Origin of the sequence: Methylobacterium sp. C1 (assembly GCF_001854385.1) — a bacterium.
Classification (GTDB): Bacteria; Pseudomonadota; Alphaproteobacteria; order Rhizobiales; family Beijerinckiaceae; genus Methylobacterium; species Methylobacterium radiotolerans.
Genome location: NZ_CP017640.1, coordinates 2191658 through 2206759 on the forward strand (window position 1 = coordinate 2191658; position 15102 = coordinate 2206759).

Here is a 15102-nt window from a genome sequence, read left to right on the forward strand (position 1 = left end):
CTTCGCTCCGCAGGGCAGGAGACGCGGCATGACGAAGGGCTACTGGATCGCGCGGGTCGATGTCCGCGACGCGGAGGCCTACAAGGATTACGTGGCGGCCAACGGCGCGGCCTTCGCCAAGTTCGGCGGCCGCTTCCTCGTGCGCGGCGGCGCCCACGCGGCGGTGATGGGCCCGGCCCGGTCCCGCAACGTGGTGATCGAGTTCCCGAGCTACGCCGACGCCCTCGCCTGCTGGAACTCCGACCTCTACCAAGCCGCCAAGGCCAAGCAGCGCGGCGGCGTCGAGGCCGAGATCCTGGTGATCGAGGGCTATGACGGCCCGCAGCCCAGCGCCTCCGAGCCGGCGCCGGAGGCGGGACCGGCCTCCGAGTAGCCCGCGGGGCAAGGGGCGGAACCCGAGAGGGGCGGCCCCGGCGCGCTACGACAGGGGCCTGCGCGGCGCGAGGCTCCGCAACAGGAACGCGGTCATCGCCGCCATGGGCGGCACCGGCTGAAGGGTGGAGCAGCCCACCAGCAGCGGGTGGGTGTAGCGGGCGATGGCGACGTGGATGCAGGCGGCCGCCTCGGCGGGATCGGCCGCCTCGAACTCGCCCCGCGCCACCCCGTCGCGGATGATCCGCTCGAACCCGGCGGTGATCCGGGCCACGTGGTGGCGGCAGACGTCCCAGCTCTCCGCCATCGCCGCCTCGATCATCTCGTGCAGGCGGGGAAACGTCTCGCAGCGCCGGGTGCAGTCGCGATGCAGGGCCTCGATCGCCGCCGCGAGGCGCGCGGCGGCGTCGAGGCCGGGCCGGTCGGCGATGCCGAGGATCACCGCCTCGCTCTCGCCGATCAGCCGCTCCAGCACCGCCTCGTTGATCGCCTTCTTCGACTCGAAGAAGCGGTAGACGTTGGCCGGGCTCATCTTCAGCGTCCGGGCGATGTCGGCCACGGTCGTCTTCTGGTAGCCGATCTCCCGGAAATACGCGTCCGCCGTCGCGAGGATGCGGCTCCGCGTGTCGGGCGCGCACTCCTCCGCGAGCGAGGGGATCGTAACTTCCAGGGACATGCGTCCTCACTAGGCCATGCGGAGGCGGAGCGTCAAAGACGCGAACCCGGATCGGGTTCCCCTGCGGCGGCTGCGCGCGCCCGGAACCGGCCCCGGCGACACCCATTGCCCAGGCACCCGGCCGCGACGGCGGCGCCAGCGAGAGATCCGCGATGAGCTTCACCGACACCCGTGCCCTGGTCACCGGGGCCGATTCCGGCATCGGGCAGGCGACCGCGGAGCTGCTCGCCCGCGCGGGCGCCGACGTCGCCATCACCTATCACAGCGACGCCGACGGCATCCGGGAGACCGCCGCGCGGGTCGAGGCCGCGGGCCGCCGGGCGCTGGTGCTCCAGCTCGATGTCGGCGACCCGGCGGCGGTCACGGCGGCCTTCGACCGCATCGGCAGCGAGTTCGGCACCCTCGACATCCTCGTGGCCAATGCCGGGCAGGCCATGAGCGGCATGCCGGTCGCCGAGATGGACGACGCGGTGCTGGAGCGGATCCTGCGGGTGAACCTCATGGGGCCGCTGTTCTGCGCCCGCCCCTTCATCCGGATGCGCCGGGCGCAGGGCGGGAACGGCAAGATCGTGTTCGTCTCCTCCGTGGCCCAGCACCTGCCGACGCCGGAGAGCGCCCCCTACGGCATGTCGAAGGCCGGGCTCGGCTCCCTCTGCCGGTCGCTGTCGCGGGAACTCGCGGAGGACCGGATCAACGTCAACAACGTCGCCCCGGGCCTGATCGAGACGCCGATGACCGCCGACCGGTTCGAGAAGCGGGAGGTTCTCGACCAGTCTCTGGAGCGGATCCCGTGGCACCGGGCCGGCCAGCCGGAGGAGATCGCCCGGGCGATCCTCTACCTCGCCTCGGACGACGCCGCCTACGTCACCGGCCACACCCTGGTGGTCGACGGTGGCCTGACGATGCAGTGGGGGGGCGCCTGAACGGGGCCGGAACGACGCGACGCGGCGCCGGGGTCACGCCCGGCGCCGCGTCGAAGGATCTGCGCTGTGTGGCGGGCCGGCGGCCGCGCTCTCAGGACCCGAACTGCGAACCCAGGCGCTCGAGGTACTCGGCCAGATCGACGCCCCCGACACGCTTGCCGTAGTCGAAGCGCATGCCCTGACGGATGTCGACGCTGGCATCCCGCGTGGTCAGGGTGAAGGGACGGACGCAGACCCAGGCTCCGTCGCGGCGGTGCTCGAAGTAGCCGAGGATCTCGTGCTTGGCCATAACCTTTCCTCCGGAACCGTGTTCAGGAGCATAACGGTCGCGCCGGCCGCTGGTTCATGCGTTGCGACTGTTTTTCGCGTGCGCGAGCGCACGGATCGAGTGTTCGTGAACCGGGAAGGCCGGCGGCACCCGGCGGAGAACTCGCCTGAGCTTGGCCATTACAGGGCGAATGTTCGGGCCCGGCGGGCAGGCGGGCGGCCGGCTCAGTGCCAGCGGTCGAGGATCTCGGCGGTCGTCATCGTCTCGACCTGGTGGCCGTAGCGCATCCGGTACATCAGCAGGAGGGCGTCGTGCGCCTCGTCGCAGGAACTGCACAGGGCATCGGTGGCCAGCACGATCCGGTAGCCGAGATCGACCCCGCCGAGCACGGCGGCCAGCACGCAGACGTCGGTCTCGGCGCCCGTGACGATCAGGGTGTCGACGCCCCGCGCCTTCAGGCGCGCGTCGAGGCCGGTCTCCAGCCAGGGCGAGTAGACGGTCTTGTCGACGATCTCGGCGGGCGGAGCCAGCCGGGCCAAATCCGGGACGAGGTCGATCAGTCCCGGGTCGAGGCGCTCCCGGGTCATGCCGGCCCAGCGCCGCGAGTAGGTCGCCCAGGTGCCGCGGCCCTCGCCCGGCCGGGCTGCCGGGATGAAGCGGGTGAAGACGGTCCGCTCCGGGTGCGCCGCCGCGAGGCGGCAGACCTGGGGCAGGACGCGGTTCATCCACGGCGTCTGCCAGTCGGTCGGCTCGGCGAACATGCGCTGCATGTCGACGCAGAGATGGACGCAGCCGCGTCCCAGGGCTCCGCCGGGGGATCCCGGCTCCGGCCGGGGGCTGTCCGTCGATGGGCGGCTTCCGGTGTCCATGGGCGCGCGATCAGGCCGGTTCGACGTGGCTCGGGAAGGGGTGAAGGTGCGCGAGGGCGCCGTCCCCGCCCCGTCTCGGGGCGGGGACGGCGGGACCTCAGCGGTCGGCCTTGGCGCCGGACGTCGTCAGGGAGAGGTAGCGCTCGGTGGTCGGGCGGATCAGCTTGCGGACCGCCTCCGCCATGGCCTGCTCCTCCTTCAGCGACTGCTCGAACGCCGTCCGGTGGCCCTGCTGGCCGGCCGCGTCGCCGATGGTGAGCAGCGACTCGTAGGCGGCGATCTCGAAATTCTCGAAGGCGTGGTTGGCGTAGGTGTTCTTCAGGATCTCGTCCTGGGCCGGCGTGTGGCCCAGCGCCATCATGTTGCCGACGAAGCCGAGGAAGCCCTCCTTGAGGGTCGAGGGGCTGTCGCCCAGGCTCTGGAGCGCCTCCTCCAGCCGGTGGCGCTGCCCGTGCGTCTCCTCGATGTGGCGGCGCAGGGCCTGCTCCATCTCGGGGTAGCGTTCCAGGCGCTCGACCTGCCGCTCCATGATCTGCAGCGCCTGCATCTCCACAGCATGGGTGTTCTTCAGGGCCGTGACGTAGATCTCGCGGGCGTCCATGGTCATGGTGTTCACCTCTCAGTGGTTGCGAGCCCGGGGCTCTTTCAACCGGCAAACACGGGTGCCGCACGGCCAAGTTCCGGTCGGAAGGTCGCAGGCGCAGGGCCGCCCGGCCGCGCGGGCCTGGCCCGCCCCGTCACCGCACGGGGCGTGCGCCGGTCCCGAGCGGGACGGCACGGCGCCGGGACCCGGACGGGGCCGCGCGGGGTTCTGGTCCTGTGAGGCGCGCCCGGCATCCGGCCGGGGCGCGGTCTCGGACCTGGAGGATGGCGATGGACCAGGAGCGCGAACGCCCGAAGGAGCCGCCGCTCTCGGACGGCCCGAGCGCCCGCCCCCGCGACGAGACCATCGCCCAGACGGGGCCCGGCCTGCCGAACGATACCGGCCGGCCGGTGGAGGTCGACGAAGCCGAGGCGGCGCGCATCGAGCGGAAGATCCGCGAGCTCTAGCGGACGCCCCGCTCAGTGCAGGGCGCCGCTGCGCTCGGCGCGCTGGCGCTCCGCGAGCCGCTTGCCGGTCTCGAGGAGCAGCGTCTCGGCCAGCGCCACCAGGGCGGTGTCGCCGAGCGCCGAGACGGTGTTGTGCAGCGACAGGCAGAGGTCGGCGGTGCGGTTGAGCGCATCGTCGATCGTGACCCCGTCGCGCTCCGCGAAGGCCGCGCCGGCCGACTTGCTGTCCGAGATCTCGACGATCACGCCCCGTCCGGTGGTCGGCCGCCCGTCCTGGTCCAAGTAGAAGTGCCCGCGGGTGAACAGCCACCGCAGCCGCCCCTCCGGCGAGCGGACGCGGTACTCGGCCGTGTAGGAGCCGCCGGTCCGGACACAGTCCAGGATGACCTGCGAGATATGGGGCTGATCGTCCGGATGGACGGCCTTCAGGAGTTCGGCGAGGCTGACCCCGGCCCGCGACCGGGCCGGGCTGATGTTGAACAGCAGGGCGCTCACCGGATCGGCCCGCGCCTCGTCCCGGCGGATGTCCCACATCCAGAAGCCGACGCCGCCGGAGGCCTCGAGCGCCGCGACGAGCGCCGCCTCGGATACGACGTCGTCCGCGTGGTCCATCCGAGACATCCCCGATCTCACCGCAGCCAGAGGCGATGCTGCACGACGCGTGTGATCCTGCCTAATTCGTTTTAGCGTAATATAAATGTTCGTAAAGATCTTGTATTCAAATATATGTGTTGTCTCTCCATGTCCGGTTGGCCGGCCCTAGGCTTCCGCCAGAGTTGAGCGGAGGGCCGGAAGAGAATTTTCTTCTGCTTCGCGCGGCGACGGGCCGTCCCTTCCACTGGCCGGCACCTGATCTGCGCCGGCAGGAGCGGAACCGGCGCCGCCCCCGACCCGGAGCGGATCGGGCGCGCCCTGGACATCCGCGCGAAGGCCGAGGGCGGTTCGTCAGCACATCAAATGAGGGCGACCGGCGCGCGGGCCGACGCGATCAAGGACGGGTTGGTTCTGCCGACCTCCACGTCCGCTGCCTGATGGGCCCCACATCTTGTCGGGACGCGGACGTGGATGCAGAGACCCACGCGAGACGGCAGGCTCCGTCGATCCACAGAGCCTCCGCGCGGAACCATCCATCGCCGCGCCGCGAGAACGAATCCAGCTGCTCCGGCGGACTGTGCAGTAATGGCTCAAATTGCGCCATCCCGTGCAGCTATTTATGCCGGTTAACGATTGCCGAATTGGGTTGTATAGGCTTAGATAGTGTTCTTGGTAGCGGATTTACCGGCTCTCAGGCGTCGTGCGGCGCGCGTCGGCAAGGTACGGTCCCATGAGCTACATGTTCAAGGCCCCCTCCGGACCGGTCGCGGGGGCGATTGCACAGCAGATCACGTCACGGGGCTACGCGGTTCTCGAGGACTACGTGAGCCCGGAGGACCTGCGTGTCGCGCAGGCTTTCGTCGCGCGGGCGGTCGCCGCGAAGGGCGGCGAGTACGCGGGTTTCGCCGGGACGAAGGATCTCGGCGGCACGTTCCTGGCCGCCCTGCCGGACGACCCGGCCTTCAACGCCCTGTGCCGCGGCATCTACGAGAGCGCCGTGGGACGGCCCGCGCCGGATGTCGGCTTCTACCAGATCCTGCGCTGCCTGGCGGGAGGGGGCGCCAGGACGCACTCGATGCGCTTCCACTTCGACTCCTACGTGCTCACGGCCCTCATCCCCATCACGATGCCGGACCACGGGTCCCCGGGGCGCCTGATCATCCACCCGAACACCCGCCCGCTGCGTCGGAGCTACCTCGTCAACCTCGTGGACAAGGTGCTGGTCGACAATCCGCTCGCGCAGACGCTCCTGACCCGCGCCTACGACCGCGGCAGCAACCGCGTGATCCGCCTGCCGCTGAAGCCGGGAAGCCTCTACTTCTTCTGGGGCTACCGCTCGCTGCACACGAACGAGCCCTGCGCGTCCGACGCGATCCGGGCCACCGCCCTGCTGCACTACGTCGATCCGCACGCGGACAGCCGGCTCAAGCAGGTGCTGCGGCGGCGCTAGTTTCTGCCCTTCCAGGGTACCAGCACGCGCTCCAGGGCCCGCATCCCGAGTTCGAACAGGCCGGCGAACAGGCCGATCACCAGGATGCCCATCAGCACCACGTCCGTGCGCAGGAAGTTGGAGGCGTTGAGGACGAGCTGCCCGAGCCCGGCCTGGGCCGCCACCATCTCGGCGGCCACCAGGGTGGTCCAGCCCACGCCCATGCCGATCCGCAGGCCGATCAGGATCTCCGGCAGCGCCGCCGGGAAGACCACGTGGCGCAGGACCTGCCAGCGGCTCGCCCCGAGGGCGCGCGCGGCGTTGATCTGGTCGAGCGAGGCGGAGCGCACCCCCGCCCGCGCGGCGAGCGCCACCGGGGCGAAGCAGGCGAGGAAGATCAGCAGCACCTTCGACAGCTCGCCGATCCCGAACCAGATGATCATCAGCGGCAGGTAGGCGAGCGGCGGCAGCGGCCGGTAGAACTCGATCGGCGGGTCGAGGATGCCCCGGGCGATCCGGCTCGTGCCCATGGCGAGCCCGGCCGGGATGCCGAACAGGGCGGCGAGCGCGAAGGCGCCGAGGACGCGCAGGAGGCTGTCGCCGATGTGGAGCCCGAGCGGGGCGCCGTCGATCTCCCCGCGCCAGGCCTGCCCGAAGGCCGCCAGGACCGCTTCCGGCGGCGGCAGGAACAGCGGCTTCACCCAGCCGGCGCGGGTGGCGGCCAGCCAGAGGCCGAGGGCCGACAGCACGGTGACGGTGCTGACCGCCGGCACCAGGATCCCGCCGCGGCGGGATCCGAAGCGCGCCCGCGGGGCCGGCGCCGAGGCCGGGACCGCGTCCGGCGCGGCGCGGGACAGAGCGCTCATCGGACGGCCTCGGCCGCCGCGTCGGCGCCGCCGCGGATGCGCGCGAGCACGCGCTCGCGCACGGCGATGAAGGCGGGGTCCGACTTCACGGCCCGCGTGTCGCGGCCGGCGACCGCGGCCCGGGAGAAGGGCAGGTCCAGCGTCTCGACGATGCGGCCGGGCCGCGGGCTCATGATCACCAGCCGGGTGGCGAGGAACACCGCCTCCTCGACGTCGTGGGTGATGAAGAAGGCCATCTTGCCGGTCCGGTGCCAGATCTCGAGGATCAGCTCCTGGATCTGCTCGCGGGTGAAGGCGTCCAGCGCGCCGAGCGGCTCGTCCATCAGCAGGGCGCGCGGGTCTCCGGCGAGCGCCCGGGCGAGGCCGACCCGCTGCTGCATGCCGCCCGAGAGCTCGTGGACCTTCCGGTCGGCGCAGTCGGGCAGGCCCACGAGGTCGAGCATCGCCAGGGCGATCCGTCGCCGCTCGGCCCGGGGCACGCCCCGCATCTTCGGCCCGAAGGCCACGTTCTCGGCCACGTCCAGCCAGGGCATCAGGGCGTGGCGCTGGAACACCACGCCCCGCTCGGCCCCCGGCCCCCGGACCGGCACCCCGTCGAGGAGGATGCGGCCCTCGCTGGGCGCCAGGAACCCCGCGATCACCGAGAGCAGGGTGGTCTTGCCGCAGCCCGAGGCGCCGAGCGCCACCACGAACTCTCCGGGCGCGATGGTCAGGTCGATCCCCGACAGCGCGGCGACCGCGTCGGCGCCCTGCCCGTAGCGGACGCTCAGGTTGCGGATCTCGATCATGGGCCCTCCGGTCCGGCGACAGGCTATTTCCGGGCCGCCTCGACGAACTCCGTCGTGACGAACCGGGCGTAGTCGGGCGCCAGCGCCTGCACGCGCCCCTGCGCCTTCAGGAACGCGGCGGTCTCGGTCAGGGCCTTGGCGGCGCCGCCCCCGAGCCAGGCCGGCGAGGCCTGCGCCTCCAGGGTCGGGAACCGGTAGGCCGCGAGGCTCGCCGGCACCTCCGCGGGGGCCGAGCCGGTGACCCGGGCCACCGCCGCCACCTCCGGCGCGTCGGCGCCCCAGGGCTTGGCGGCGTAGGCCGCGTCCTGGGCGGCGATCAGCCGGACGAGCGTCGCCAGGAAGTCGCGGTTCCGCGCCGCCCAGGCCCGGTCGACCACGAGTCCGTCGAAGGTCGCCTTGCCCCGGCGGGCGAGGTCGCCGGCCGAGACCACCACCGTGCCGGACTTCTTCACCCGGGCGAGCACCGGATCCCAGATGAAGGTCGCGTCGATGTCGCCGCGCTCCCAGGCGGCGGCGATCTCGGGCGGGCGCATGTTCAGGATCCGGACATCGGCCTGCGTCAGCCCGGCCTCCGCCAGGGCGGCGATCAGCTGGTAGTGGGCGGTCGACACGAACGGGACCGCGATCGTCTTGCCGCGCAGGTCGGCCACGCCCGTCACGCCGCTGCCGGCGCGGGCCACGAGCTGCTCGGCGTCGGCGATCTCGTCGAGGATCCAGAACAGCTGGATGTCGAGCCCCTGCGAGGCGGCCGCCGCGATCGGGCTCGACCCCGCCTCGCCGATCTGGACGCTGCCCGAGGCCATGGCGCGGATCACGTCGCCGCCGCCGCCGAACTTGCGCCAGTGGATCGTGTAACCGGTCGCCTTCTCGATCGCCCCGGAGGCCATCAGGGCGCGGAACGGCACCACCATGTCCTGGTGGGCGAAGGTGACCTCCCGGTCGGCCGCGCGGGCGGTGCCGGGGAGCGGCGCGCCGAGAACCAGGGTGGCCAGGGCGGCCAGCGCGACGGCGCGGCGGTGCGGACCGGCTGATGTCATGAGATGTTCCCTCTCCGGCCGGCCCGGCGCGGAGGCGACTCGGGCGGCCGGGGTCCAGGGTCGGCCAAGCTCGGCGTCGAAGGCAAGGGCCCGGGCGGCCGTTCCGGGCGCGCCACCGCGCGCCCGCGGCCCGCGCTCCGGCCGGGCCGCGCCCGGGATCCGCGCCGCGCCGCGGGCCGTCGCGGCGGCAAGCGGGCCGGAGACGGTCGCGCCCGGCGGCGCGAAGATCGCGCGCTTCGGGATGTTCATCTCCCCGGAGCGCGCGAGATCGGGTCCTGATCTCCGGAACGATCCGATCGGAGATGCCGCTCCTCGTCGTCCCGGAGCGTCTCGGAGCGGAGGCGCGGCGCGGTCGCGGCGCCACGCCGGGTCGATGCAGCGCTTGGCCCGGCACGGTCCGGCGGGCCGGACCGACGGCCGGGATCGTTGCTGCTGGCCGCCGCGCCCGCGGGAGACGAAAATTTCGGCGTGCAAAACCCCGGGCGCGGTCCCGCGCGGGGCCGCGCCCGCGGCTCAGGCGGCGCGCACCGTCGCGAGGAAGCGCCCGACCTCGGCGGCGAGGTGCTCGGACTGACGCGACAGCGCGGAGGCCGCGCCGAGCACCTGCCCCGCCGCCGCTCCCGTCTCCCCGGCGGCACCCGCCACGCGCGCGATCGTGCCGGTCACCGCCCCGGTCCCCTGCGCGGCCTCCCCGACGTTGCGCACGATCTCCTGGGTGGCCGCGCCCTGCTGCTCCACGGCGGCCGCGATCGAGGTCGCCACGGCGTCGATCTCGCGGATGCGCGCCGTGATCGCGCCGACCGCGCCGACCGCCTGCCCGGTCACGCCCTGAACCCGCGCGATCTGCCCCGAGATCTCCGCCGTCGCCCTGGCGGTCTGCTCGGCCAGGGCCTTCACCTCGGAGGCCACGACCGCGAAGCCGCGCCCGGCCGTGCCGGCACGGGCCGCCTCGATGGCGGCGTTGAGCGCGAGCAGGTTCGTCTGGCCGGCGATCGCGGCGATCAGCCCGGCGACGTCGCCGATCCGCGTCACGGCCGCGCTGAGCTCCTGCACCAGCGCGCCGGTCCGGTCGGCCTCGCCGACCGCCGCCTGGGCGAGGCCGGCCGAGCCCTGGACCTGCCGGCCGATCTCCTGCACCGAAGCGCCCAGTTCCTCGGCGGCCGCCGCGACCGTGCCGACGTTGGCGGCGGCTTCCTCGGCCGCCGCCGCGACCGTGCGGGACTGGATCGAGGTCTGGCCGGCCAAGCCCGACATGGAACCGGCGGTGGCCTGCAGCTCGGTGGCCGCGGCCGAGACCTGCCCGATGATGCCCCCGACCGCGGCCTCGAAACCGTCCGCCATCTGGCGCATGCCGTCACGGCGCTGCGCCTCGGCCGAGGCGCGGGCCCGCGCCGTCTCCGCCTCGAGCTGCCGGGTGCGGATCAGGTTGTCCTTGAACACCTGCACGGCGGCGGCCATCCGGCCGATCTCCTCGGTGCCGCCGGTGCGGGGCACCGCCCGCTCGAGGTCTCCCCCGGCGAGGCCGTCCATCGTGTCGGTCAGCGCCCGGATCGGGCGGGCGACGCCCCGGCCGATCAGCGTCGCCAGGCCGGCGATCACCAGCGCGGCGAGGGCGGCGCCGGCGAGGAGGCGTTGGAGGGCCGGGCGCACCTGATCGGCGGTGTCGTCCGCGTAGATCCCGGTCCCGATGATCCAGCCCCAGGGCGCGAAACCCTTCACGTAGGAGATCTTGGGCACGGGCCGGTCGAGGCCCGGTTTCGGCCAGCTATAGGCGACGAACCCCGCCCCCGCCCGGCGAACCTGCTCCACCATCGCGACGAAGAGGTGCTTGCCGGCCGGATCGGTGAGGCCGCCGACATCCTGACCGATCAGCGCGTCCTTCGGATGCAGCAGCATCCGCGGCTGCATGTCCTGGATCCAGAAATACTCGCTGCCGGCGTAGTGCAGGCCGCGGATCTCCGCGATCGCGGCGGCCTGGGCGGCCGCGCGGCTCATCCGCCCCGCCCGCTCCTCGCCCTCGAAGTAGGCCAGCGCCCCGTGCGCCGCCTCGACGAGGTTGCGGGTCTGCAGCGCGCGCGCGTCGCCGATCACCCGGGACAGGTCCCAGGCCGCCAGCCCGATCAGCACCGCCATGCCGAGCAGGGCCATCGCGGTGATCAACTGGAGACGGGTGCCGATGCGCAGGGTCATGGGAATCCGGGCGTCGCGGCGCAGGGCCGCCGCGTCCGACGCGGGGTGCATGCGCGAGAGGGGGAGAGCTTCGTGGAGGCTATAAGCGGCAGGCCGGAACGCAGTTCGGTCGGCGAAGGCGGCTTATGTCATCACAGGTAATAAGAAGTTATGTCCGAATAGATTGGAATATGGCGCTAATAGTATGCGTATATATGGCTGATGCTGATTGAGGTTGTGTTCCAGGTCCCGGCCTGACGGACGGCCCGGCGGACGGCCATCGGCATCACCGACGCCGTCGGTTCCCGTTCCCGTTCCCGTTCCCCTTCCCGGTCCGGTCGTGGAATCGTCCCGATCGGGGTCGTCGGAGGGGCGGGACAGGCGCCCGGCCCGGATCGGCGACGGCCATCCTCGAGCCGTCCTCGAACCGTCCTCGAACCGTCCTCGAGCCGTCCTCGGCCCGGTCGCCGCACGACCGGGAGCGGCTCTCGCGGGCCGCCGAAGAGGGCGTGGTGCGCGCCGCGGGGGCGAGCGGGTTCAGGTCGTCCGCTCAGGTCGTCCGCTCAGGCCGCGCGCAGCACCGCGATCTCGTCGATCGTCGCGGCCGCCTGGGCCCGGAGCGTGGACAGCAGCGCGGTGACGTCGTCGCCCGCGCGGCAGGCCGTCTCGAAGGCCCGGCAGGTCGCGGCCAGATCCACGAAGCCGATCATGCTGGCCGCCGACACCATGGCGTGCGCGTCCCCCATCAGCCGCGTCCGGTCGCCGTCGGGCGCCGCCGGCCCGAACCGCTCGGCGAGTTCCTTCGCCAGCATCGCCAGGAGATCGCCCATCCGCGCCCGGCCGACCATCGCGGTCATCTCGTCCAGGGTGGCGCGGTCGATCGTGCCCCCGCGGCGCGGCGGCTCCGCGCGGGGGCCCGCCCAGCGGTCGATCGCGGCGAGCAGCGCGTCCGCGCGGAACGGCTTGCCGATATGGTCGTCGAGCCCGGCGGCGCGCAGCTCGGCCACCTGCTGCGGCAGGACGTTCGCCGTCATCGCGAGGATCGGCAGGCGGCCGGCGGCGCCGCCCAGGGCGCGGATCCTCCGGGTCGCCGCGATGCCGTCCATCACGGGCATCTGCACGTCCATCAGCACGAGGTCGTAGGATCGCTGCTGGACGGCCGCCACCGCGGCGACCCCGTCGGCCACCACGTCCACCGCGTGCCCGGCGCGCTCCAGGATCGTCCGGGCGAGGTCCTGGTTGAGCGGCACGTCCTCGGCCAGGAGCAGGCGGCGGCCGGTCGCGCGGGCGATCGCCGAGGCCGGCGCGGTCTCGCGGGCCGGGGGGAAGGCGGCGGGCAGGTCGGCTTCGAACCAGAAGGTCGAGCCGTGACCGACCGTGCTCGCGACGCCGATCGTCCCGCCCATCAGCGTGACGAGGGATTTCGAGATGGCGAGCCCCAGCCCGGTGCCGCCGTACTCGCGGCTGATCGAGCCGTCGACCTGCGAGAAGCGCCGGAACAGGCGGTCGCACTTGTCGGTCGGGATGCCGATGCCGGTGTCGCGGACCGCGAAGCGCAGCCGCGTCCCGCCGGTCGCGCTGGCGGCGTCCGGGCTGACCCGGACCGACAGGTCGATGCCGCCCGAGGCGGTGAACTTCATGGCGTTGTTGAGCAGGTTGAGCAGGATCTGCCGGAGGCGGTCCTCGTCGCCCTCGATCCAGTCGGGCAGGCCCGGGCCGAGGGCGACCGTGAGGGCGAGCCCCTTGCGCTCCGCCGAGGGGCGCACGATCGACACCGCGTTGTCGATCAGCGCCTCCAGGGCGAAGGGCCGGGGCACGATCTCGATCTGGCCGGCCTCGACCTTCGAGAAGTCGAGGACGTCGTTGACCACCGTCAGGAGCGCGGCTCCGGCGGTGCGGATCCGGTCGGCGTTCCGGCGCGCCGCCGGGCCGAGATCCGTCCCGTCGAGGAGCAGGTCGGCGTAGCCGATCACCCCGTTGAGCGGCGTGCGGATCTCGTGGCTCATGGCGGCGAGGAACTCGCTCTTGGCCGCGCTCGCCCGCTCCGCCTGCAGGCACGCGGCGTCGGCCGCCGCCTTGGCGTCGAGGAGCGCCGCCTCGGCGGCCTTGCGGGCGGTGACGTCGATGTTGAGGCCGATCATCCGCCGCGCCTGCCCGGGCGCGCCGCGCCCGACGCCGTTGATCCAGCGCACGCCCCCGTCCGGGGTGGGGACGCGGAACTCGATCGAGAAGGTCTCCCCCGCGGCCGCGGCCGCCGCGGCGATCTCCATCGCGCGCTCCCCGTCGACGCGGTCGATCAGCGCGAGCCAGTCCCGGGTGTCGAGGACGTGGTTCCGGTCGGTCTCGATGCCGTGGAGGCGCGCGCTCTCGGGGGACCACTCGATCCGGCCGCTGTCGAGGTCGAGGTGCCACGTTCCGGCATGCGCGGCCTGCTGGGCGAGGTGCAGCAGGCTGCTGGCAGCCTCCACCTCGCGCCGGGCGGTGACGATCTCGTCGATGTCCAGGGCGGTGCCGAGCATGCCCACCATGGTCTCGCCCTGCCAGATCGGCAGGAGCACGATCTTGTGCCAGCGGTAGGGGCCGTCGTGCCGCTGCAGGCGGCCCTCGACCTCGTAGGGCGCGCGGCGGGTGGGGGCCTCCGACCAGAGCCGCTCCATCCGCTCCGCGTCGTCGGGATGGGTCCGGGCGATCCGGGCGGCGCGCGTCGGGCCGATCGGGCCGTAGTAATCCTCGAAGCGCCGGTTGACGTAGGAGGCGTCGCCGGTCTCGATGCTGGCGATCCAGACGAGCTGCGGCAGCGCGTCCGCCAGGGCCCGGTAGCGGGCCTCGCTCAGGCGCAGGGCGTCCTCCGCGGCCTTGCGGGCGCTCACGTCGCGCAGGGTCGCGACGTAGCCGTCCGGGGCGCCGGTCGCCCGGTCGTGGGTCAGGCTGAACGAGATCTCCAGCCAGACCCAGTGCCCGTCCCGGTGCCGGTAGCGCTGGGAGGTCAGGGCGCGGGACGCGCGGCCGCCGGTGAGGTCGTCGAGCACGCGGCGGTACGCGCCGACCTCGTCGGGGTGGACGAAGTCGAGGGGGTGGGTGCCGATCAGGTCCTGCGGGTCGTAGCCCAGGACGGCGCGCACCGCCGGCGAGACGTAGCGGCGGCGGGCGGTCAGGTCGGACCAGATGATGATGTCGGTGGCGTTCTCGGCCAGCAGCCGGTAGCGGCGCTCGCTCTCCTCCAGCGCCCGCTCGGCGATCCGGTTCTGCGTCACGTCGCCGAAGGTCAGGACGGTGCCGCCGTCCGGCAGGGCCGAGCACCGGACTTCCAGGATCAGCCCGCTGGGCAGGCGCCAGTCGAACAGCGGCGGCAGCGGGCCCCGCCCGCGCCCGGCCGTCGCGAAGCCCGGATCGGACCCGGCCTCCGCGAAGTCGCCGCGGGCCCGCTGGTAGGCGTGGATGTCCGGGAGGGCGACGCCCGCCCGCAGGATGTCGTCCGGCAGGTCGAGGAGGTCCGCGGCGCTCCGGTTGAACGCGCGCACCCGCCGGCCGGCATCGAGGACGACGAGGCCCTGCTCCATGCTGTCCAGCGTGCCGCGCAGGATCATGTCGGTCTCGCGCGCCCGCCGCTCCGACTGGACGAGGTCGGTCACATCGAGGATGAGGCCGTGCAGGGCCACGAGCGCGCCGTCGGGCCCGGACTCGGGCAGCCCCTGGATGATCGCGTCCAGCACGGTCCCGTCCGGGCGGACGACGCGGGCCCGCGCCTGGTAGGGGATGGCCGGCCGGCTCCCCTCCAGGATCCCCTCGAGCCGCGCGACCAGGGCGGCGCGGTCGTCCGGATGATAGCAGGCGACGTGCTCGGCGAGCGGCAGGTCGCACGCGCCGGGCGTCCCGAGCAGCCGCGCGAGATTCGCCGACCGGGTCACCCGGCGGGTGCACGGATCGAGGCGCCACTGCCCGAAGCCGGGGGCCCCGTCCCAGGGGGCAGGCTCGCCCGCGGCCTGAGGCCGAGCGGGATCCGGCGGCGCGGCCGGGCGGGTCGCGTCAGTCTGCATCGGCGCTTGCGGATCCCTGCCAGC

14 protein-coding genes are annotated in these 15102 nt (G+C 73.2%); 4 read left to right on the plus strand and 10 right to left on the minus strand.

The genetic code is table 11. The annotated features are described in order from the left end of the window. The first annotated feature begins 28 nt into the window (after nt 1-28). Nucleotides 29-373 carry a DUF1330 domain-containing protein gene (locus BKE41_RS10115; protein ID WP_029361121.1) on the plus strand — a complete coding sequence of 115 codons (345 nt, stop codon included), beginning with the start codon at nt 29-31 and terminating at the stop codon, nt 371-373. 45 nt (nt 374-418) lie between these two features. Here BKE41_RS10115 and BKE41_RS10120 read toward each other — a convergent pair whose 3' ends face one another. Continuing rightward, nucleotides 419-1048, minus strand: coding sequence for a TetR/AcrR family transcriptional regulator (locus BKE41_RS10120; protein WP_012318737.1), 630 nt, complete (start codon nt 1046-1048; stop codon nt 419-421). Nucleotides 1049-1200: 152 nt separating this feature from the next. Here BKE41_RS10120 and BKE41_RS10125 point away from each other — a divergent pair, with 152 nt between their 5' ends. Continuing rightward, nucleotides 1201-1971 (plus strand): glucose 1-dehydrogenase, encoded by a 771-nt coding sequence (locus BKE41_RS10125; RefSeq protein ID WP_024830379.1) that lies wholly within the window; start codon nt 1201-1203, stop codon nt 1969-1971. 91 nt (nt 1972-2062) lie between these two features. Here the strand turns inward: BKE41_RS10125 and BKE41_RS10130 are convergent, their stop codons facing one another. From BKE41_RS10130 to BKE41_RS10140, 3 genes are all read right to left on the minus strand, one after another. Beyond that, nucleotides 2063-2260 carry a hypothetical protein gene (locus tag BKE41_RS10130; RefSeq protein WP_012318739.1) on the minus strand — a complete coding sequence of 66 codons (198 nt, stop codon included), beginning with the start codon at nt 2258-2260 and terminating at the stop codon, nt 2063-2065. Nucleotides 2261-2463: 203 nt separating this feature from the next. Further along, nucleotides 2464-3009: a cysteine hydrolase gene (locus BKE41_RS10135; protein ID WP_070999287.1), complete on the minus strand. Its 546-nt coding sequence runs from the start codon at nt 3007-3009 to the stop codon at nt 2464-2466. A gap of 196 nt (nt 3010-3205) precedes the next feature. Next, nucleotides 3206-3715 carry a ferritin-like domain-containing protein gene (locus tag BKE41_RS10140; protein ID WP_012318741.1) on the minus strand — a complete coding sequence of 170 codons (510 nt, stop codon included), beginning with the start codon at nt 3713-3715 and terminating at the stop codon, nt 3206-3208. Between the two features lie 266 nt (nt 3716-3981). Between BKE41_RS10140 and BKE41_RS31600 the strand changes: the two genes are divergently transcribed. Further along, nucleotides 3982-4158, plus strand: coding sequence for a hypothetical protein (locus BKE41_RS31600; RefSeq protein ID WP_012318742.1), 177 nt, complete (start codon nt 3982-3984; stop codon nt 4156-4158). Nucleotides 4159-4170: 12 nt separating this feature from the next. Here BKE41_RS31600 and BKE41_RS10145 read toward each other — a convergent pair whose 3' ends face one another. Continuing rightward, nucleotides 4171-4770 carry a PAS domain-containing protein gene (locus tag BKE41_RS10145; protein WP_029361120.1) on the minus strand — a complete coding sequence of 200 codons (600 nt, stop codon included), beginning with the start codon at nt 4768-4770 and terminating at the stop codon, nt 4171-4173. Between the two features lie 712 nt (nt 4771-5482). Here BKE41_RS10145 and BKE41_RS10150 point away from each other — a divergent pair. After that, on the plus strand, nt 5483-6202 hold the full coding sequence (locus BKE41_RS10150; protein WP_070999288.1) for a hypothetical protein: 720 nt from the start codon (nt 5483-5485) through the stop codon (nt 6200-6202). Here BKE41_RS10150 and BKE41_RS10155 read toward each other — a convergent pair. From BKE41_RS10155 to BKE41_RS10175, 5 genes are all read right to left on the minus strand, one after another. Then, a complete protein-coding gene (locus BKE41_RS10155) occupies nt 6199-7047 on the minus strand; it encodes an ABC transporter permease subunit (protein WP_070999290.1) in 849 nt (282 codons plus the stop codon). The two genes, BKE41_RS10150 and BKE41_RS10155, sit on opposite strands and share 4 nt — an antisense overlap. Next, nucleotides 7044-7835, minus strand: coding sequence for an ATP-binding cassette domain-containing protein (locus BKE41_RS10160; protein ID WP_070999291.1), 792 nt, complete (start codon nt 7833-7835; stop codon nt 7044-7046). Before BKE41_RS10160 ends, BKE41_RS10155 begins: the two co-directional genes overlap by 4 nt. Nucleotides 7836-7858: 23 nt before the next feature. Beyond that, nucleotides 7859-8872, minus strand: a complete 1014-nt coding sequence (gene tauA, locus BKE41_RS10165) for a taurine ABC transporter substrate-binding protein (RefSeq protein ID WP_012318747.1) — start codon at nt 8870-8872, stop codon at nt 7859-7861. A gap of 513 nt (nt 8873-9385) precedes the next feature. After that, nucleotides 9386-11062, minus strand: a complete 1677-nt coding sequence (locus BKE41_RS10170; protein ID WP_029360883.1) for a cache domain-containing protein — start codon at nt 11060-11062, stop codon at nt 9386-9388. A gap of 542 nt (nt 11063-11604) precedes the next feature. Beyond that, nucleotides 11605-15078: a PAS domain S-box protein gene (locus BKE41_RS10175; RefSeq protein WP_070999293.1), complete on the minus strand. Its 3474-nt coding sequence runs from the start codon at nt 15076-15078 to the stop codon at nt 11605-11607. Nucleotides 15079-15102 lie beyond the last annotated feature (24 nt).